This is a genomic window from Aliivibrio sp. S3MY1 (genome assembly GCF_028765575.1).
Taxonomy (GTDB): domain Bacteria; phylum Pseudomonadota; class Gammaproteobacteria; order Enterobacterales; family Vibrionaceae; genus Aliivibrio.
This window is the reverse complement of record NZ_JARACO010000008.1, coordinates 123696-144195: the sequence shown is the minus strand read 5'-3', so window position 1 is coordinate 144195 and position 20500 is coordinate 123696. Positions and strand designations below refer to the sequence as shown.

Annotated in this window: 17 protein-coding genes; 5 read left to right on the top strand and 12 right to left on the bottom strand. The window is 39.4% G+C overall.

The annotated features are described in order from the left end of the window. The 4 genes from PVK62_RS07695 to PVK62_RS07680 all read right to left on the bottom strand — a co-directional run. On the bottom strand, window positions 1-768 hold a 768-nt coding region (locus tag PVK62_RS07695), incomplete at its 3' end, for a lipocalin-like domain-containing protein (protein WP_274445563.1). Then, window positions 768-3221, bottom strand: coding sequence for an ABC transporter permease (locus PVK62_RS07690; protein ID WP_274449357.1), 2454 nt, complete (start codon window positions 3219-3221; stop codon window positions 768-770). The genes PVK62_RS07695 and PVK62_RS07690, both read right to left, overlap by 1 nt. Then, the gene (locus PVK62_RS07685) at window positions 3202-3873 is read right to left on the bottom strand and encodes an ABC transporter ATP-binding protein (RefSeq protein ID WP_274449356.1); all 672 of its coding nucleotides are present in this window, start codon (window positions 3871-3873) and stop codon (window positions 3202-3204) included. Before PVK62_RS07685 ends, PVK62_RS07690 begins: the two co-directional genes overlap by 20 nt. Window positions 3874-3997: 124 nt before the next feature. Then, window positions 3998-5377: an MATE family efflux transporter gene (locus tag PVK62_RS07680; RefSeq protein WP_274443815.1), complete on the bottom strand. Its 1380-nt coding sequence runs from the start codon at window positions 5375-5377 to the stop codon at window positions 3998-4000. A 126-nt stretch (window positions 5378-5503) separates the two neighbouring features. On the opposite strand from PVK62_RS07680, the gene PVK62_RS07675 reads away from it, so the two are divergent. Continuing rightward, entirely contained in the window at window positions 5504-6955 is a 1452-nt protein-coding gene (locus PVK62_RS07675; protein ID WP_274443814.1) for a DUF2867 domain-containing protein, read from the top strand. A 70-nt stretch (window positions 6956-7025) separates the two neighbouring features. Here the strand turns inward: PVK62_RS07675 and PVK62_RS07670 are convergent, their stop codons facing one another. The 5 genes from PVK62_RS07670 to PVK62_RS07650 all read right to left on the bottom strand — a co-directional run bounded on the left by PVK62_RS07670 (window position 7026) and on the right by PVK62_RS07650 (window position 12529). Continuing rightward, window positions 7026-7712, bottom strand: coding sequence for a DUF2913 family protein (locus PVK62_RS07670; RefSeq protein WP_274443813.1), 687 nt, complete (start codon window positions 7710-7712; stop codon window positions 7026-7028). Next, window positions 7713-8918, bottom strand: a complete 1206-nt coding sequence (locus PVK62_RS07665; protein ID WP_274443812.1) for a Bcr/CflA family multidrug efflux MFS transporter — start codon at window positions 8916-8918, stop codon at window positions 7713-7715. 192 nt (window positions 8919-9110) lie between these two features. Continuing rightward, window positions 9111-9812 (bottom strand): 16S rRNA pseudouridine(516) synthase RsuA, encoded by a 702-nt coding sequence (rsuA, locus tag PVK62_RS07660; protein WP_274443811.1) that lies wholly within the window; start codon window positions 9810-9812, stop codon window positions 9111-9113. Window positions 9813-9881: 69 nt separating this feature from the next. Beyond that, on the bottom strand, window positions 9882-11486 hold the full coding sequence (locus PVK62_RS07655) for a DHA2 family efflux MFS transporter permease subunit (protein WP_274443810.1): 1605 nt from the start codon (window positions 11484-11486) through the stop codon (window positions 9882-9884). Window positions 11487-11488: 2 nt separating this feature from the next. Next, complete coding sequence (locus tag PVK62_RS07650) at window positions 11489-12529, bottom strand: HlyD family secretion protein (protein ID WP_274443809.1); 1041 nt, start codon at window positions 12527-12529, stop codon at window positions 11489-11491. A 163-nt stretch (window positions 12530-12692) separates the two neighbouring features. Here PVK62_RS07650 and PVK62_RS07645 point away from each other — a divergent pair, with 163 nt between their 5' ends. The 4 genes from PVK62_RS07645 to secF all read left to right on the top strand — a co-directional run bounded on the left by PVK62_RS07645 (window position 12693) and on the right by secF (window position 17058). After that, window positions 12693-13604, top strand: a complete 912-nt coding sequence (locus tag PVK62_RS07645; protein WP_274443821.1) for a LysR family transcriptional regulator — start codon at window positions 12693-12695, stop codon at window positions 13602-13604. 108 nt (window positions 13605-13712) lie between these two features. Further along, window positions 13713-14219: a hypothetical protein gene (locus PVK62_RS07640; protein WP_274443808.1), complete on the top strand. Its 507-nt coding sequence runs from the start codon at window positions 13713-13715 to the stop codon at window positions 14217-14219. 112 nt (window positions 14220-14331) lie between these two features. Next, window positions 14332-16155: a protein translocase subunit SecD gene (secD, locus tag PVK62_RS07635; protein ID WP_274443807.1), complete on the top strand. Its 1824-nt coding sequence runs from the start codon at window positions 14332-14334 to the stop codon at window positions 16153-16155. Window positions 16156-16158: 3 nt separating this feature from the next. Beyond that, window positions 16159-17058 carry a protein translocase subunit SecF gene (gene secF, locus PVK62_RS07630; protein WP_274443806.1) on the top strand — a complete coding sequence of 300 codons (900 nt, stop codon included), beginning with the start codon at window positions 16159-16161 and terminating at the stop codon, window positions 17056-17058. A 132-nt stretch (window positions 17059-17190) separates the two neighbouring features. On the opposite strand, the gene PVK62_RS07625 is transcribed toward secF, so the two are convergent. From PVK62_RS07625 to PVK62_RS07615, 3 genes are all read right to left on the bottom strand, one after another. Continuing rightward, complete coding sequence (locus PVK62_RS07625) at window positions 17191-17970, bottom strand: hypothetical protein (protein ID WP_274443805.1); 780 nt, start codon at window positions 17968-17970, stop codon at window positions 17191-17193. Further along, window positions 17963-19075, bottom strand: coding sequence for an AAA family ATPase (locus PVK62_RS07620; protein ID WP_274443804.1), 1113 nt, complete (start codon window positions 19073-19075; stop codon window positions 17963-17965). Before PVK62_RS07620 ends, PVK62_RS07625 begins: the two co-directional genes overlap by 8 nt. Before the next feature lie 377 nt (window positions 19076-19452). Next, the gene (locus tag PVK62_RS07615; RefSeq protein ID WP_274443803.1) at window positions 19453-20448 is read right to left on the bottom strand and encodes a hypothetical protein; all 996 of its coding nucleotides are present in this window, start codon (window positions 20446-20448) and stop codon (window positions 19453-19455) included. Window positions 20449-20500 lie beyond the last annotated feature (52 nt).

The following is a 20500-nucleotide window of genomic DNA, read 5'->3' as shown; positions in this document are numbered from 1 at the left end:
CCCTTGCTGATTTTTATCTAAAAAACCACTTCCCCATTCATGTTTCAAAATGGCAGTGCCTGCAATGGTATACGTTTTATTATTCAAAGTGATGTTGCCACGCACTATAAGAAAAGGAAAAATATATTCATAGGATGCGACAGGTATAAATTCATGTTTTTTTGAGTAACCAAACTCACCCAATGGCGTCGGATTATCATTTGAATTAATCGATAGCTTTAATGAAAAATTCGTTGATGCTGCTGATAATACCCCAGGAAAAGGGGTCCTACCTAAGCTTCGCCATTGCCAATCATCGATCCAAACACGATATGGTCGAGACATAACCCCCGTCTGACCAATACCACCTCTAGCTAGACGCTCTCCAACCCATTTACCATCTTTGGTGGTGATAACGACTTTGGCAACATACAATCGAGGATCTAACCACCCTTTTGTTTCTCTATCATCACTGGAGATACGAAACATTGTCCATTGAATCCCAACACTCTCCCCTTCTTGGTTAACAGCATTAACCGTCATCATCCACTTTTCCTGTTGAAAAGTTAGATGACTATTAAAATCATCAGGGAAATGTAATGGATTATTTGGTAACACTGGATCAAAATACGCACTAACAGATTGGGGAAAAATAGAGTTAATCTCATTATCTCCATCCGTATCTGCGTCTTTCCAATCAACGTAATAAGCAACAAAAACACCAAGAATTAAAATAAAAATAGTCAGCGATATTTTTAAATTACTGTTACGCATATTATTTTTTTTCATTATAACGACTCCCTCAGTGAAACAATCGCTTGTCGCCTAGTGATTCGCCACACCGTAGCGGCACCAGCCACCGTTAATGCAAGCAGTGTCCATCCAAAGGTCATCAGGTATTCCTGAGGGAAATAATTAACTTCCATTGTCCAGCCAAATGAATATTTCATGACAATATCAATTAATAACTGCGCAAGAACAAGGCCAAGAGGCAGAGCTATCAAGATAGTAAATAAACCAATGGTCAATAATTGAAGACCGCCCAGTAATATCAACTCTTTTCCAGACAAGCCTAAACAACGTAATAGTGCCGTTTGTTTTTGGCGTGAGATATCTCCTACCAAAGTTGCAAAGAATAAACCAAGCACCGCAATGACTAACGTTAGGTTCCCTAATGTTCCAGTAACAATAAAGGTTCTATCAAACACCTTCATGGCTTGATCCTGTATATTATTATTATCATTAACTTGATCTGCAGATAATCGATACTGTTTTAGCACTCGGCCAATCAACTCAGTACGCTTATCTTTATCTCTTAATACGATACCAATCCCAGTTTGTCCTTGACCGCCAAATACTTTTAACCAAGTCTGATGGGAAAGTAATAATTGGTTATAAGGATTACCATAATCGTAGTACACACCGGAGATTTGCCAGTTATCTCCCATAGGGGCTGGTAAATCAAGATAATCACCCGGTTTCAAATCCCACTTTAGCGCCATCGACTCACTGATCAATAGATTGCGTTTATGGTGTAATGAATACCAATATTCAGGAATCGCGACTTTCATCGTTAACGCTTTCTTTTCATCCAGCGTTGTACCTGTACTCAAAATTTCTAAATTACCGTATTCAGTTTGATAGTCGATTTTCCATTGTCGCCATACCGATTCAACCTCAGGTTGTTTTTTAAGCCAATAGCTAATACGGCTAGCCGATGCTTTACTTGGCTCAATATAGATATCGGCGGCAAGACGTTGTTCAAGCCAATTATTAGTTGTTGCCCTAAAGCTACCAACCATAGTTTCAACACCAATATTAGATGCTAACGCAAGCATAAAGGCCATCGCCGCTACGCCACGGTAGCTCAAACTTGCTGAAGAATCAGAAAAAAACCAACGCGCTTTAGCAGATGGTAATCGATAGGATAACCAGTCAAAGAACTTCCAAATAATAAAAGGGGTAAATAGACCGACGCTTATCATCAAGAATCCAATCAAAATAAACCCATTTTCATGACTGTGCGGTAATAAATTAACTAAATAGGCAGCGACACAAAATACACCAGCAACAATGGCTTGAACTCCAAACTCTTTACCAGCAAATCGAGCTAATGATAAGCGAGCTGTCAGGCGAATAGGCTCAATACTCAACAAACGATACAATGGCCAACCACAAGCTAAAACACAGCCTAAAATAGCCATCCATAAACTTTGATAACTCCAGTTCCAACTCCATCTAATAAGCAAATCAACATCGGCGTTATATAAAGAATATAAACTGTTTGATACGGTTGGCATCAACTGGTTAGCTAATAACAGACCAAAAAAGTTGCCGCTTATCCAACCAATAATCGCCCACAAACTCACTTCAATGCCCATAGCAAGCATTAGCTCTTTTGTGGACACTCCGATTTGTCTTAACGTTCCGACTAGCGGCTGTCGCTGAATAAACGAGAGCGACATCGCTTGGTAGAAAATAAACAACCCCACCACAAATGAGAGCATTCCCATCGCTAATAAATTGGTATGGAAGGCTTTTGTTAATGCCGTTAATCCAGACTCTTTGTGCGTTTCAAGTTGCAAACCTCTTGGTAGCATTCGCTCTAAACGCTCTTTTTTATTGTCTGACATTTCGCCGCAAAGCAAAATATCAAAGCCGGCTTTATGACTTAGCATTTTTGTCAGTGCGATATCAGAAAAAAGACGAGCTCCCGATAAATGATTATTTTTATCTACAATAACCGGACCAATACTCGATTGGTTTTGCCGCTCAATATAGTCGCCATCTGTAATACCAAAATAAGAGGCAAGAGGCTCACTGACAAGGACAGGAAATGGTGGTCGTATTAAGGCCAACATATCATTATTGCCCGTTAAATTCTTAGCTGATATCTGCATCAAAGCAACAGGATCAATACCAACTAATGAGATATCAATATCGTCCGTCGTTTCTAAATGCAACGTTTGCACAGGTATACAATCGATGTAACCTGCACGACGTAAATTAATATAAAACGCTTGAGGAATGGGAATATTTTCTTGAATTGAACGAATACGATTAGGGAATGGATTGGAAAATAACTTCTCCCCTTCGCTGTAACTATTTTTTGCGTGATGATTGATCGCAAGTACACCAACAAGCAATGAAACACCAAGCGTTAAACCAAGCCATACTAAAAAAATTTGTAATGGATGCTTGCGGTAATGTCCAAGAAGCGCTTTAGCTACCGGAAATAACATTCAGGGTGCCTCCCTGAAGTTTTATCAAACCATCCATATGAGCAGCTACTTTTTCACTGTGAGTTACTAACAATAATGTGCAATGAAGATCACGAGACAAACGAGTCAACAAGCGCATTACTGCTTCAGCGTTCTTTTCATCTAAACTGCCCGTTGGCTCATCGGCTAATAACAGTTTAGGTTCCATATACAAAGCACGAGCAATCGCAGCACGTTGCTGTTGCCCACCAGAGACTTCCTCAGGATAGCGCCCCAATAATGGCATAAGATCTAATGATGAGATAATTTGACGCCATAATGAACCATCATCACGTAAGCCCTTCAATTGACGGCAAAAACGGATATTATCAGCGATGGTTAACGTAGGAAGAAGGTTGAATTGTTGAAAAACAAGACCAATGTTATTTCGGCGATAAGAGGTGCGAGAGCTTTGCTTTGGAGAGTGCATAGAAAAACCGGCGATATCAATTTCACCGCCGTCTACACTATCTAGCCCTGCAATAAGATTTAAAAGGGTACTTTTGCCTGAGCCACTTTCACCCATTAATGCAATTTGAGCACCTTGCTCGATTGTTAATTCTGCCCCTTGAAGAATAGGATGAAACTCGCCACCATCCAAATATCCCTTATTCAGGTTTGTCAGTTTTAACATGTACCCTCTCAACGCTTTTATGTGATATCGGTAACAGAATTTACACTATAACCTTTCTAGCATAAAGCTTTTTATAGCCATAGCACCGTTTTGTTACTAGTACCCACTAAAAAACAAACTTTCCTTACGCATCTACCAGATTTTTAATCCATTTTTTAGATTTCATTCTATAAATTGAACCAAACCATTTCACTATCTCCTCCACTACAAACAGTGCATAAACGTACTCTGGTGGAAAACCTAAGACTAATGCTCCAAGTGCCGCAATTGGAATACCAATAAACCACTGTGAGACAATATCTTGATACAAACAGAACTTCACATCACCACCCGCACGCAAGACACCAACAATAGCGGTAAGAGGGACACTTCTTATTACGATGATAATGGCTAAAATCGCCATAAACTTCTCAGCAATAGTTCGAGTTTCTTCCGTTAATGCAGGGAACATATCCAAGATTTGATGCTGAAAAATCATCACAAATAAAGCAATGAAAATACTCGTCATAACACTGAGCGCTAATATCCCCCAGCTTTGATAATAAACCGCTTCGTATTTTTTCGCGCCCAGTTGATTACCAATAAGTACTGATGCCGCCCCTGCAGCACCGATAAGGAAACTCAGTGCTATCGATTCTATCGGCGAAATAACCGATAACGCCGCTAATCCTTGTACTCCTGATTGTCCCATAATGGCATGGTAGGTAAAAATACCTGCTGCCCACACTAAAAAATTAAACGTTGTTGGTAACGAAAGAGAAAGAAATTTAGAAATTTTAGGCCAATTTAATACGGCTTTTATCTCATCCAATCCGAAACTTAATAAATGAGAGCGACTGTAGAGATAGCCATATAAGAAGACAATTTCTATGATGCCACTAATTAACGTTGCCAACGCCGCCCCTTTAATTCCCATGGCGGGTGCGCCTAAATTACCAAAAATTAATACCCAGTTAAAAAAGACGTTCGCGACAATACCAATGCCACTAAAAAAGGTACTTACACCGGGTTGATGAATAGAACGCAAACCAACGGCCATACTACTGCCACAAGAAACGACATACATGGTGAGTGCAGTAATAAATAGATACTCAGCACCAAGATCAATCACTTCTTGAGAGTCCGTTGCTAATGACATAATTTGATGAGGGATAAGTAAAAATAGTGCGACCGCAATCGTCGCAATAGACATACTCACCATCCAAGTTAGCGCGGTACTTTGACGCACGCCTTCTTTGTTCTGGGCACCCCAATATTGCGCCGTTAATAACGCCCCACCCGTCGTTACACCCACTAACATAATGGTCGTTACAAACGTAGCTCGGCTCGCAACACCAACCGCGGCAATCTCAGCTTCACCTAATTGACCAAGCATGAGAACATCAACTAAGCCACGGCTAGAAAACATAATATTTTGTAGGGCAATGGGAATAGCGATCATCAATAATCGCTTGAGAAATTCGCCGCGAGTATGACCAATAACATGAGCAAGAAAAACAGACATGAAGAACCTCAAATAAACAACAAATTAACCATTTGCACTACACAAGATCCATTAGGTATATGCCTAGAAATTGTACTAGAATCAAACCGTAATTAGTATTTATATTCACAAGGTAAAGGAGCTATCTTGAATAAAAAAAGTACCATTCTCATTGTCGGCGCGTCAGGGTATGTTGGTTCACAATTAATCCCACAATTATTACAGCAAGGGCATAGCGTTATTGCTTGCGCTCGTAATATTGATTACCTACTTGATAGGGTGACTGAACACCCCAACCTACAATGTAATTTCCTTGATTTAGAAGATTCAGATTCTATTCTTCCATTGATGAAAGACTGTGATATTGCCTATTTTTTAGTTCACGGTATGTCTCATGGACATGACTTTATTGATTATGAAGTCACTCTTGCTGAAAACTTCAAAACTGCCGCAAAACAATCGTCTCTATCAAGAATCATTTATTTAAGTGCATTACAGCCAGAGGGGTATCAATCTCAGCATTTACTGGCTCGTAAAAAAACAGGTGAATTACTGCGTTCAACAGGCATTCCAACCATAGAGATCAACTCTGGAATAATCATTGGTACAGGCTCTGCTGCTTTTGAAATTATGACTGACTTTGTTAATCATTTTCCTTTATTAATCTGCCCGGTTTGGATTAACTCACAAGCAAACCCAATTGCGATAGAAAACCTCAATTATTATTTAATCCAATGCATTAATTACCCACTCACTGAATCCATCACTTTTGAAGCGGGAGGCCCTGAAACCATAAGCTACCAAACCCTATTTCATCTTATTGCTAAGCGGAACCATCGCTCTATAAAAATCATTCCAACACGCTTTATTAGCCCTTCTTTTGCTGGCTTATGGCTTGGGATTATCACGTCTGTTCCCTCTGATTTAGGACGAGCATTACTAGCAGGCATAGACCATGACTTAATTGCCGATAACACAAAAATACAAACGGTCTTTCCTCAACCATTACTCTCATTGTCAGAAGCGCTCAATAAAGCTCAAGAGACCAATGATGAAACAATAAAAACCGAGATATGGGGGTTTGATCCAAGTGCGTTAAAGCGCTGGAAATCAGATTATGGTTTTTATCCAAAACAAGCAGGCGCAAGCTTTACAACCACCGCCTCACCTCAACAGTTATGGACCATCATTGAACGTCTTGGCAGTAAAGAGGGATATTTCTTCGCTAACGCACTATGGCGAACCAGAGAATGGTTAGATCCTTTACTTGGTGGTTCATTTCCAATCAGAAGAAGACCAGATTCAGGTAAAGTTCAGCTAGGCGATCATATTGACTCATGGAAAGTGATCCGCTGCGAAGAGAACAAATTCTTATCATTACTTTTTGGAATGACCGCTCCGGGACTAGGTCGATTAGAGTTTTCAATTAAAGAAATTGATGATGGACATCGCCAATTAGATGTTCGAGCATGGTGGCATCCTAAAGGCTTTTGGGGATTAATGTATTGGTTTGCCATGTTCCCTGCCCATCTATTTATCTTTAAAGGCATGGTGAAAGCGATTTGTAAAAAAGCAGAAGCCGAAGAACGAAAAGAATAAGAAAGCATCTAGACAGTAAGCATAAAAAAAGCGCAGATCTTCTGCGCTTTTTTAAAATAGATTGAAAACTCTATTTTTTCACGTGAAATGAGAATGGTATCTCACCCAATTGCAAACCATGATTATTAGGGAAAATTAGATATTCACCGTGATATTTCACTTTTGATTTGTAATCAGAGCGTTTGTGGACAATTAAACCATGCTCATACGCCGATTCAATAAACTCATGATGATTACCACGAACATAACACGTCAGCGGTTTTACTAACTCAGCAGAGCCATCTTCACCTTCAAAACAAGATTCTAGCTGCGTTGAACAGATAATCAACGAATGATCACCATCCGAGAATAAAGAGGCTTTTTCTAGCACTTCATACTCAGTCGTCACACACCACTCTTTCTCTTCTTCTAAAAATTCGCTCCATGCTAGAAGTGCATCTTTAGTAATCGCTTTAACCGTTTCAACAGGAGCCAGCTCACCGTAAAGGCGAGAATAATGCTCAAAACGAACAGGTAGTTGAGTGCCCGTTCCCTTAGTGCGGCCTTCTTTTTGCCACGTCATTAAATCTTTAGCCACACAACGGTTAAAACGCTGTGATTTAATCGCTGTTGTTACCCAACGAATAAGAAAGTGATTCGCACTTACTGGATTTTTAGGTAAACGACCACTGTCTTTCGATTCTTGCAAATCACCTAATGCCGCATTAATAGCATGTTGAACTTCTTGATAATAATGCACTAATTTTTTTTCACTCATTTACGCTTTTCGCCCAAAAACAAAATAACAACCAAAAGATAAAATAGAACACGCCGTCATTGCACCAACCATAGGCCATGCCGAATCCGACGGCAACATCGCAATACCAACGCCTATCAATGAGCCAGTACCAAAACGTAATGTACCAGCAAGCGAAGAGGCTGTCCCCGCCATTTTAGGATAATGACTTAACAATAGCGCCATACTATTACTACCGATAGTAGAAATACAGCCTACAAACAGGACAACAGGAACAACCGTTCCCCACAAGCCCCATTGTAACCACTGACCAAGAACCATTGATAAACCAGCAAACAATTGAATAGATAACCCAAATTTAAGCATATTGTGTGAGCCCATCTTCTTCACAAGACGCCCATTTAGAGTTGTCATTACAATTAGAAAAACAATATTTAAACCAAATAAATAGCCAAAACTAGATACGCTCACATGGTATAAATCGATATATACGAACGATCCCGCCGTTAAGAACGCAAACATACCTGCAAATGAAAAAGCACCTGAAAAGATGAGCCCAAGTGATACTGGGTTTTTAAATAACGAAAGATAATTGCGAAAAGAGGTGCTTAATTTAAAGGGTTCTCGATTCTCTTCTTTTAACGTTTCAGGAATTTTCCACAAAATAGCTAAAATGATTAATACAGAGAAAACCGCTAACAACCAAAAAATCGAACGCCAGCCAAACCACACAGCCAAGTGACCACCAATCATAGGAGCCGCTAAAGGGGCAACGGTCATTACCAAGGTAATAAAGGCCATGGTTCTAGCAAAGTCTTCTTTATCAAACATATCACGAACAATAGCTTGAATAACCACAGAGGATGCCGCGCCAGCCATACCTTGTAATACTCGGATATACATTAACGATTCAATGCTATCAACTAAGGCGCCAATTACCGCACATACTGCAAATAAAATAGTCCCCATGATTAAGATGGGTCTGCGGCCATAGCTATCAGCTAAAGGCCCATGAATTAATTGAGCAATGGCAAAGCCCGCAGTATAAGCCGTTAATGTCATTTGAACCGACCCTGCAGATACCCCAAGATCAGCCGCAATACTCGGCATCGCAGGTAAATACATATCAATCGCAAGTGGCGTTAATGCTGCAATAGCACCCAAAATAACAATGAGTAATAAATTGAGTGTGGGTACCTCAGGTGAAGCAGCAGAGCTTGTGGACATAACTGAACCTACAAAAAAGAAGATAGAGCAACAGGAGTTAGAATTTTATCACGATGAACGTTTGTGCGCTTAGCAATTCTTAGAACTTTGCATTAATTTACGCAAGGATGCTCAAATATTTATGCAGGTTGGTATTATAAAAAAACGGCATGACCGAAATCATACCGTTTTTCTTTATAAAGCGATTAGAAGCTATGCGAATACCGCTTCAACTTCTTCTTCAGTAAGGTAACGATATTCACCAGGCTCTAATGAGTAATCTAAACCTAAGCTACCAATTTGAGAACGGTGTAAACCATCAACTTTATTGCCAAGTGCCGCGAACATACGTTTCACTTGGTGGTATTTACCTTCTTGAATCGTTAGTAGAAGTTCGTTTTCGTCTGCATCCACAATTTCCATTACCGCCGGCATAGTTAAGCCATCTTCACTTTTCAGTTGGATACCTTCCGCTAATTTCTCAGCGTAATCAGCACCAATAGATTCAGCTAGCCACACTCGGTACGTTTTTGGACACTTACGTTTTGGTGATGTGATCTTATGTGACCATTGACCGTCATCAGTAATTAACACTAAACCTGTGGTATCAACATCAAGGCGACCTGCAAAATGCAGTTTCTCAAGGTTAACTTCATCTAACAAGGTTAATGCCGATGGGTGCGTATTGTCTTCATGAGAACACACGTAGCCATCTGGCTTAAATAGCATAATATAACGAGGACCATGGAATTTAAGTTCACGACCATCCCACTCAACGGTTGAATCATCAGTTACTTTTACTGAAGTAACTTTTGTTTTCACACCATCAACGGTAACCGTACCACTTTTAATAATACGAGTTGCTTCTTTACGAGTGGCACCTGTTGTTTCGCACAAAAATTTATCTAAACGCATGAGAACCTCATTTCAATATTCTGCCGCATTATACCCAAACCACTTAAAGATGCGAGTACACATAAAAAATTAATGCGCTCCACCTTCCATTGAGCCCGGATTCGAATTCGATTTAACAAAAAACATCATAAAAGCAGCAAAACCTAAGAAGAACGTCATCATTAAGAAAACATCGTTGTACGCCATAATGGCCGCATCTCGCTGCATGGTCATGGTTAATGAGGCTTTAGCTTGCAACATTGCGGTTGCAGGATCGCTCCCCTTTGAGACAAACATTGCTGCGCTTTGTTGCAGTTGATACCAACCATCCGTACTGACGCTGGTTAATGTCTCTTTAATATGCCCTAAGTGTTCACGGGTTTTGTTATCCAGCATGGTCGCGATAATCGCAATACTGAATGCGCCACCTAAATTACGTAATACATTGGTAATGGTTGAGGCATCTGCCACTTGATGTTTTTGGATCTCTTCCATCGCTACCAGTGATAAAGGCACCATAATAAATGGACTGCCAATCGCACGTAATAACATAGAGAAAATCAGCTGATCACCACCAAAGTTATAGCTCATGTGCGTATTTACAAAACAGCTAATACCGAACATTGAGAAGCCAAAGAACACCAAATATTTCGCTTTAATGATCTGCGTTAATTTCGGTACTAATGGGAAAATTAACAGCTGAGGAAACCCCATCCACATTAACACTTCACCAATTTCTAGCGCGTTATACCCCTGAATTTGGATCATATACATTGGCAGTACGTAGATAGATCCCAATAGCGCCATTCCTAAGATCAAATAGGCCATGCATGACATTGCAAACTGACTTTGTTTCAGTAGCCGCAAATTCACCAAGGGGTTCTTATGCTGTAGCTCATTAATCACAAAATAGATAAGACTGATGGCTGATATAATCGATAACGTCACAATAAAGCTAGAGCTAAACCACTCTTCACGGTTCCCCTCTTCTAGTACCACTTCTAAGCAACCAAGGCCAATCGCCATAGTGGTAATACCAAACCAATCGGCTTTTAATAAACTGTCTAATTTTAACGGTTCATCATCAAGGCCATAATTGACCATACAGATAAGCGCAATGGCTGGTGGTATATTGATATAGAAAATATAGTGCCACGAAAAGTTTTCCGTTAACCAACCACCTAATGTAGGACCAATTGATGGCGCAAACGTCGCAGTCACCCCAAATAACGCCATCCCAACTGCACGTTTATTTAACGGTAATAACTGTACAACCAAAGAGAAAGCCAGTGGAATTAACGCCCCACCACTAAAGCCCTGAATAGCACGAAAGACAATCATTGAGCCCATGTTCCAAGACATAGAGCACAGCACAGAGGCCATTGCAAAAATGATGGTGGTCCAGGTTAAATAACGACGTTTACCAATGGCAACAGACAGCCAGCCACTCAGTGGAATTGCTATCATTTCAGCCACAAGATAAGAGGTAGAGATCCACGAACTCTCATCCATGGTTGCCGATAACGCACCTTGAATGTCTTTTAGAGACGAGTTGGTGATCTGAATATCCAAAATCGCCATAAACGCACCAAGCAAACCGCCAAATAGCGCTATCCAATGGCGTCTTGGTATTTCTGATTCTATTGGTACATCGGCAGATTCATTTTGATTTGTCACCGTTAATTCTTGAGTCATGACTAACCTCGAGTATCAACCGTAGCAACCACTGAAAGACCTGGGATCAACTTACCTTCTAATAAGTCCGCATTTAAAATACTGATTTTAACCGGCACACGCTGCACAATTTTAGTGAAGTTACCCGTCGCATTCTCTGGTGGCAGTAACGCAAATTTAGCGCCCGTTGCAGGAGAAAAACTATCTACAATCCCTTTTAGGTGTAGGTCTGGATACGCATCTAAATCAACAAATACTTTTTGGCCTTTATGAATATCACCAAGCTGTGTTTCTTTAAAGTTCGCTTCAATCCATACTTCTGTAGTTGGAACTAGACTAAGTAAAGGCATACCTGCTTGAACCAATAAGCCGCTGCGCAAACTACGTTTACCAACCACCCCATCAATCGGCGCATAAATATTGGTATAAGAGAGATTAATTTCAGTCTGTTCTAACGCCGCTTTTGCTTGAGCTAATCCAGCCTCCGCTTGAGCAATCTCGCTTTCAATCACATTGATTTGCTCTTTTGATGCTTGATAATTAGCCTTTGCCGCATCCACATTTGCCAATGACACTTTAAGGTGGGAAACGTTATTATCTAACTCATCTTGTGACGAATAACTCTTTTTGATTAACGCTTTAGTACGTTTAACTTGTTGTTGAGCACGCTCATGTTCAGCATTGGCTGATTCAATCTCACTCGCCGCCTGACGAATACGGATGTCTTGTAGCTTACGCTCTGCCGCTAAATTTTTAATCGCCGCTTCACTGACTAATACATTGGCTTCTGCTTTCTCTTTTTCAGCTTCAAAATCACGACTGTCTATGGTTGCCAATAAATCGCCTGCTTTTACCACTTGGTTATCTTCAACCAATGTCTTAGCAATATAACCACCGACTTTAGGGCTGATCGTTGTGATGTCACCTTGCAGATACGCATTGTCAGTTGATTGGAAATATTGACCATAACCATACCAATAACCACCACCGGCAAGGCCACATAAAATAATAACGATTGTCGCAATCAAAGGTGCTTTATTTTTTTTCTTCTGTTGTTCTGCCACTGCGCGTACCCACTTGAAAATGAAGCCATTCACGTTTGCAATAAACATGAATGTAATAAATAAGAGAACGACAGTATAAAACGAAAATGATTTATTGATTAGATAGGAAAAAAAGGAAACACTGTTGCATTAATCTTACCAATCAATAAGGAACGACCTAATGATGGATTTAAATAACATCACCATATTAAATCAAGTCATTGATTCTGGAAGTTTTACTCAAGCCGCTACTAACCTTGGGATGACAAAATCAACCGTAAGTAGAAAACTTGCTGAACTTGAAGAGCATTTAGGCGTGAAGCTGATCACTCGCTCAACCAGAAAATTAGGCTTAACCCAAGAAGGTGAGATTTTTTATCAAGCCAGCGTCAAAGTGCTTGATATCATGCAACAAACCGAATTAGAGCTGACCGCAAATCAAAGCTTAATTCGTGGACACCTTAATTTGGCCATGCCCGTAGAGATCGGCCACAACGTTATGTCTGATTACATCAACAGCTTTCTTAAACGCTACCCTGAAGTCTCAATTAATGTTGAAATGACCAATCGAGAAGTTGATATTATTGGCGATGGCATTGATCTCTATGTTCAAATCGGTGAAATCAATGACTCTTCGTTAGTTGCACGAACCATCGATTTTTCTGAGCGCATTATTGTGGCAAGCCCTGAGTATTTAACTACATATGGCGAAATTACCTCCCCAGAGGATCTTGATTCGCCTCATCATCAGATCAAAGTCGTTAACGCCGTTAAAGTCCCTAATATTTATTTTAATCAAGTCGATAAAGCCATTCGCGTTAATCTGCCTTATCGCTTGAAAGTGAATACCATTACGGCGTGTAAATCTGCTTGTTTAAGTGGTTTAGGCATCGCTTCTTTGCCTGAGTTCTTATGTCGAGAGCACATAAAAAGTGGCGAATTGGTGCAAATTCTTCCTGATTGGGATTTGCCAAAAGCGGCGATTAGCTTGGTGTTTCCACAAAATAAACTGATACCAAAACGCTTACGTGTTTTTATTGATCACGTACTTGAACGATTTGAATTAACGGCAGCAGAAAGAAAGAAGGCCAAATGATTTCACTAAAATTACATCAATTTTTCTCAATTTATTAATTTAGCTTGCCAGTAAGGTAATTCATCGAATACGATGCGATAGTCTATTAACATCATCATTGGATTTTTCGTGGTTCAACTGCTTCGATTTTTGATAATTTGTCTTTGCTTTGGGGTAAGTTCGCTTGCTCAAGCATCTGCATATCATCAAAACGACGACAGTTACTTTGTAGCGCTGACGATTGAGCAACACTCTACGGTTCCAGTAACGATTTCCGTTGATAACTCTCATATCCAATCTATTGATTTTGTTACTTGCAACATCGATAGTGCTCAAACAGACTCGACGACATTACATTCTAAAAGCGCTTCTCAAAGCCACGATGTAAATTTAGGCATCGCCTATGCTTCTCGTATGACGAACTTGGCCCGTCATGAGCCAGAAGAAGTCTTTCCGGTTTATGAACTGGCGTTAGAGATCCCAGCAATTCCCTCTGAACAATTAACCATTGGTTATCAAGAAAAACCAAAACCAACGGTCAATTGGGCATTAAATACCTATTCATCTACTTCTCGAATTTCGGCTTGGAAGGAAAGTAACCTTCTCTACAGCCAGCGGTTATACCCACACTCTTAATTTCACACTCAAAATCCATTGATTTATCACTTAGTTATTATTCGTTTATTGCGAACTAACTAGATTTGTGACTTTTTCGCATACGCAACTTCGTATGTGAGGTGAAATTATTATGCAAAGAAAACAACCGATACAACGACTAAACCATTATTCAAAATGGAAATACATCGTTCTTATTACGACCCTTATTATTTTATTATTAAGCGCTATCCCTACTTGGTATGGTGAAGATGCTGCCGTTCAAATCACCAATAAAGACGGACAAATCCCTTCTATTGTTCAATTACAAAATACGTTAACCGACCAAGGAATAACCGTTAAACGCATTGAACAAAAAGGCGATAAAACCATCGTTATTTTGCAAGATGAAGCACAGCAAGCAAAAGCAAAAAGTGTACTTGGTAGCGTCATTGACGAAGACCAAAAAGGCACAACGATTGCGTTATCTTTAGCGCCAGCAGCTCCTGCTTGGTTACAAAACATGGGATTTGAACCAATCAAACTTGGTTTGGATTTACGTGGCGGTGTGCAATTCTTACTCGATGTTGATGTAAACCAAGTTTTCCAAGCACAACGTAATGAGCTTTCAGATTCTTTAAAACAAGAGTTACGTGAAGAGCGCATTCGTTCTGTTCGTATGCAAAAAGAAGGCACTGATAGCTTAGTGGTTCGCCTTCCATCTGAAGAAGCAAGCCACGCTGCTCGTGAGTTTATCCATAAAAACTACCCTACTTGGCAAATCTCAAACGGTGACGGCTTTGATCTTAAGCTAACACTAAAAGAAGAAGAAAAAATTGCGGTTCGTAACCTTACCGTTCAACAAAACTTACAAACCATGCGTAGCCGTATTGAAGAGCTAGGTATCACTGAAGCCTTAGTTCAACGTCAAGGTGAAAACCGAATTCGTATCGAGCTTCCGGGTGTTCAAGATCCTGCTGCTGCAAAAAATGTTATCGGTGCTACCGCGAGTCTTGCTTTCTATGCAGTAAAAGAACAAGGCACTGGCAGCACAATGGAAGTTCCTGATGAGAATGGCCGCCCTGTACGTGTAGGTAGAAAACCAGTACTAAGTGGTGACCATATTGTTGATGCCCGTGCAAGCTTAGGCGAAATGGGCATGGCGGAAGTAAACATTGTTCTTGATAGTTCAGGCGGAAAAATCATGTCTGAGTTCTCTCGTCACAATGTTGGTAAACCAATGGCAACGTCGTACAACGAGTACGGTCGTAACAGCAAAGGTGAAACCACGCAAAGTAACAAAATCATCAGTGTGGCGACAATTCAAAGTCAACTTGGTAGCCGCTTTAGAATCACAGGCTCTGGCTCGCTTCAAGAATCTCAAGAGCTTGCTCTGCTGCTTCGTGCAGGCTCATTAACGGCGCCTGTCACTATCGTTGAAGAGCGTACTATTGGCCCGACACTGGGTGCTGAGAATATTCAAAATGGTTTTGCTGCTTTAGGTCTTGGTCTTGGTCTAACTCTGCTGTTTATGGCGTTTTGGTATCGTCGTTTAGGTTGGGTGGCTAACATTGCCCTTGTTGGCAACATGGTGATGCTGTTTGGTCTACTTGCGCTTATTCCGGGGGCGGTTCTTACCCTTCCAGGTATTGCAGGTTTAGTACTGACGGTTGGTATGGCGGTTGATACTAACGTACTTATTTTTGAACGTATTAAAGATAAACAGAAAGAAGGTCGAACATTAGCACAAGCGATTGATAGAGGCTTTAGTAGTGCATTTGGTACGATTTTCGATGCCAACTTCACCACAATGATCACCGCGGTGGTTCTATACACTATCGGTAACGGCCCTATCCAAGGCTTCGCATTAACTCTGGGCTTAGGTCTATTAACCAGTATGTTCACCGGCATCTTCGCGTCACGTGCCATTATCAATTTAGTTTGGGGTCGTGATTCTCGTCATGATGTTAGGGTTTAAGTTATGTTTATAAATATGAAAAATGCAACAAAATGGCGTCACATGACGAGTGTGGTTTCTATCGGTTTAATGATTTTTGCATTATCGATGATAGCAACTAAAGGCCTTAACTGGGGCTTGGATTTTACTGGCGGTATCGTAAGTGAAGTTCAAATTGATAGCAAAATCACCAGCAGTGAAATTGCGCCGTTATTGGATGCAAGCTTTAAGCAGGATGTAGCGGTTATTGCCTCTGGTGAGCCGGGTCGTTGGGTATTGCGTTATGCTATTCCACCAAAAGGCGTTGAGCTTCCACCACTGACTGAGGTACTTGCTCCTCTGCACTCAGATATTCAAGTATTAAACACCAGTATCGTTGGTCCACAAGTAGGCCAAGAGCTAACTGAGCAAGGCGGCATGGCGTTATTGGTGTCAGTTTTGGTTATCTTAGCCTACTTAAGTTACCGCTTTGAATGGCGTTTGGCTTCTGGCTCTCTGTTTGCCCTAACCCACGATATCGTGTTTGTACTTGGTTTCTTTGCTGCGACTCAAATGGAGTTTAACTTAACCACCCTAGCCGCTATTTTGGCGATTTTAGGTTACTCGTTAAATGACTCGATCATCATTGCAGATAGAATTCGAGAGCTATTAATTGCCAAACCTGAGTTATCTATCCAAGAGATCAATAACCAAGCGGTTGCGGCAACGTTCTCTCGTACTATGGTGACATCTGGCACAACCCTAATCACGGTTGGGTCTTTATGGTTATTAGGTGGCGGTCCACTAGAGGGCTTTGCGATTGCGATGTTCATCGGTATCGTGACAGGTACTTGGTCTTCTATCTCGGTGGGTACAAGTTTACCTGAGTACTTTGGTTTGAATTCGGATCACTATAAGCCGAAGCCTATTTCTGAAGAGCCGTAAGAATTGGTTTAGGTTTAGATAATAGACAGTAAAAAGCCGCAGGGAATGCGGCTGATGTTGAGGGGATCTGGTTTAGGCTGGATCCCTTTTTTTGTGAGGTTAAAAATATCACTTCAACTAATAAATCTGATTCTACACAAATCGTAATTTCGACATTAATGCTTGGCCATAATAATCAAAGAGCATTAATGGAAATGATGATATTACCGCAATATTGCCATTAGGAATGTGCTTATCAAGCTGTTGAATGAAAATCTCTTGTTGTTCAATTTGAGTCTTAGGAAGTGATAGCTCATTTGTCACTAAATGGTTAGCGCGAGCAAGGTGTTGAGCGACGATTTCTCTCCAAGTATCAAAATCATATGCACCCCAATTATGGTATTTTTTATCTAGATCGGCATCCTTGTTCGTCCAATTTTTGTATTTACCAAACTCACTCAATGCGTATAGTTCTTCTCTATATTCAACACTTCTTTGATGCCTTATTGCTTCAACCATCGGGTAACTGACAATTAACAATCCTTCTTCTTGCGGATTGTTAAACTTATCTAGCATTTCAACTAATTTCTTATCATTAGCATTACTGCAATGGGCGTCATAATCAAATATAAGATAAATATCACTGATTAGACTTGAATCATCAATATTTAAAACAGCGAGTTCTTCTTCTCGTAAATCTCGACCTAAACGCTGTTCTTCTTTTTGCCGCTTTATTAATTCTTCTACCAGTAGTTCGTAAGTATCTAAATACGGATCTTTTTCAATCTCTGCATATAATTTATAGATATTACAACCATAGGATGCCCTAAGAATAACCTTGTCCTCATCTTGCAGAAGGTTCACACAAAGGTTATTCGTAATATTTGGCTCTGCACGCTTCCCTTCAAATATGCAAAGAACGTAACTACTCATCAAAAGCTCCAGAGCGATACATTTTCTCTAAATTATGTGCTTTTCTGATTTCTCTATCAGTTAAGTTATAAAGAGGATTTAGTTTCTGCTTGGCTAGAACAAAATAGCAATCTGGTCTTAAGATATTGTTAGACATCAACGTACTGTTATGAGTTGTCATAAGGGATTGGCAACTCGTCTCTGATATGCGCTCAACAATATGTTGTGATAAGTTAAAATGATAATACGCATCGAACTCATCAATATACGCAAATGAGATTTCGCCAGAAGTAAGCTTTAGATACCAATAATAAAAATTACCAAGAGAGATCGTCCCAGTTGAAGCCGCTTGAGAAAATTCAATACTGCGTTCACCGAAATCAAACTCAATAATTTCTTCATTCTCAGCACCCGATTGTTTCAGTTTACAGGCTACTCCTGAATCATTAAGAAAGGTTTCAAAGTCTTTGAGTTTGCCTTGCTCGATAATAGCTTGGGAAACACGCTGCTTACCTGTTGGCTGGCCATAAAACTCCTGAAGCTTAGAAAGCGTTCTAAAAAACACCATTCCATCGACAAACTTCATAAACGTATCGAAGGCATTATTAATAACATGATCATCAAGTAAGGCGTTTGACTTTATATACTTAACCGGTGAAATGTCCTTGCCTTCAAAATCGTTCTTTAACGTCTCTGAACCGGGTAAATTAAAGTCTGCAATGGATGATACTCTACGGTCAAAATTAACGACCTCAACACCATCAATGATCAGTTTTTCATAAACGGTTGTCGTGCATTTTTCTTTGCCATAACTATAAAGCACTTCAATGCCATCAAAATCAAACTGATATTTAAATTCAGCCAGTTTGTCTTTCGAGTTTGCATTTAAATAGTTAGAGCTCAATCCTGCCTGAAGATTGTTATCTGTTAGATGACTCGTTACATCAATAATGGCAAGCCCAAGGTTTGACTTACCCTCACCATTAATACCGTAAATAACACCATGTTTAACGATTTCATTTTGCACTGCATGCTTGCTGAATTCATACGAGCGATCACTTTTGAGATCGATCTCAAACCAGTTTTCAAAGTTACGAAAATTTTTGACGACAAGTTTAGCAAGCATCTTGATTATCCAGTATTAAAGAAATTAACAGCGTTAACTATAGCACACCGAAAACATTGCCGTAATTTTTTTACGGCAAAATTGGAGCGAGGTACAAATCCAAGACATCTAGAGTACTTTGGTTTGAATTCGGATCACTATTAAGCCAAAACTGATTTCTGAAGAGCCGTAAGGGTTGGTTTAGATAAATAGTAAAAAGCCGCAAGGGAATGCGGCTGATGTTGAGGGGATCTGGTTTAGGTTGAATCCCTTTTTTATAGGTGGTTACACTATTTTTTAATGCTTAACTCGTTATTAGGTATAAATGAGTTAACCAATTACCCTAAAAAATTACAAAAATAAAAGGTATAAAGCAAAAATACCGAGTATAAATAATATTAAGCTATAAATACCTTAACTAAATCATAAATAACATTAGTTAATAAGCCTATAGATAAGGTCCCTACAAAACCTAATATAGAATAAATCACTGAGCTAGTGTTACGTGACTTGTACTTTTTAATAAGTTTCGCATCACCTTTGTTCATATTTATATATGACATTGACATATAACTATCAATGGATTTCTCTACTTTTGAAAGTAAACTTGATGCAGTAGAACCAAGAATAACAAATGCTGTAATGTAAAAAATAAAAAACTTCACAGACTGTAAATTAGTAAATGACTCATCATTTATAGAGAATAAAGTAAAATAACCAAGCAATAAATAAATCAAATTTTTTCCAATTTTCGGTATAAAATGAGAATATGCTTTGAACTTATTTAAAAGTTTTGAACTATTAGTCTCATCACACCCTAAAACCCATTCATCAATCATAGAAATAAAATTTCGAGCTTTTATATAATCTGAATATTCTATTTCAATTATAACAATAGGAGTTGCTACCGAAGCCAAGATAGAAGGAGACATAAATGGAGGAGCTTCTTTTTCAAACTCAGATATCATTGATACTCTTGATATAACTCTAATTTTTATCTTATATAATTCAAAATCTCCAGTTTCTGAATCTTGAGTTGTAAAATTATATACAAAATAAATATTATTTGTTGCATTTGGACTTGTTATTTTGAAACCCTCAAATTCTTCAAATGATTTGAATTTTTCGCTTTCACCGCCATTCTGATAAATATAGATCTTAACACCCGCACTAATAGGTTTTAAGCTATTGATTGTTTGGCTTGTTTTTTCATGTAGCTCCTTAAGATCAGAGAAATTTATCAGCAAATTTTGGTTATATTGCTTTTTAATTTCATCATTTGATGAATTTATACGTTCATAGATATTACAAAAATAGTCAACTTTATTATCATCTCGTGAGATTAATCCACGAGTTCTTTCTTCAGGTAAAACTTCTTCTACTATGTTTGTCACTTAACATTCCCTACATTAAAAATACTTATATTAACGCGCTCATTAATTACGT

Excerpts from the sequence above, each read along its gene's own strand:
- secD (WP_274443807.1), top strand. The coding sequence starts at position 14,332 with ATGCAAAGAAAACAACCGATACAACGACTAAACCATTATTCAAAATGG.
- PVK62_RS07625 (WP_274443805.1), bottom strand. The coding sequence starts at position 17,970 with ATGAGTAGTTACGTTCTTTGCATATTTGAAGGGAAGCGTGCAGAGCCA.
- PVK62_RS07680 (WP_274443815.1), bottom strand. The coding sequence starts at position 5,377 with ATGTCTGTTTTTCTTGCTCATGTTATTGGTCATACTCGCGGCGAATTT.
- PVK62_RS07645 (WP_274443821.1), top strand. The coding sequence starts at position 12,693 with ATGGATTTAAATAACATCACCATATTAAATCAAGTCATTGATTCTGGA.
- PVK62_RS07665 (WP_274443812.1), bottom strand. The coding sequence starts at position 8,918 with ATGTCCACAAGCTCTGCTGCTTCACCTGAGGTACCCACACTCAATTTA.
- PVK62_RS07655 (WP_274443810.1), bottom strand. The coding sequence starts at position 11,486 with ATGACTCAAGAATTAACGGTGACAAATCAAAATGAATCTGCCGATGTA.
- PVK62_RS07690 (WP_274449357.1), bottom strand. The coding sequence starts at position 3,221 with ATGTTATTTCCGGTAGCTAAAGCGCTTCTTGGACATTACCGCAAGCAT.
- PVK62_RS07670 (WP_274443813.1), bottom strand. The coding sequence starts at position 7,712 with ATGAGTGAAAAAAAATTAGTGCATTATTATCAAGAAGTTCAACATGCT.
- rsuA (WP_274443811.1), bottom strand. The coding sequence starts at position 9,812 with ATGCGTTTAGATAAATTTTTGTGCGAAACAACAGGTGCCACTCGTAAA.
- PVK62_RS07620 (WP_274443804.1), bottom strand. The coding sequence starts at position 19,075 with ATGCTTGCTAAACTTGTCGTCAAAAATTTTCGTAACTTTGAAAACTGG.
- secF (WP_274443806.1), top strand. The coding sequence starts at position 16,159 with ATGTTTATAAATATGAAAAATGCAACAAAATGGCGTCACATGACGAGT.
- PVK62_RS07685 (WP_274449356.1), bottom strand. The coding sequence starts at position 3,873 with ATGTTAAAACTGACAAACCTGAATAAGGGATATTTGGATGGTGGCGAG.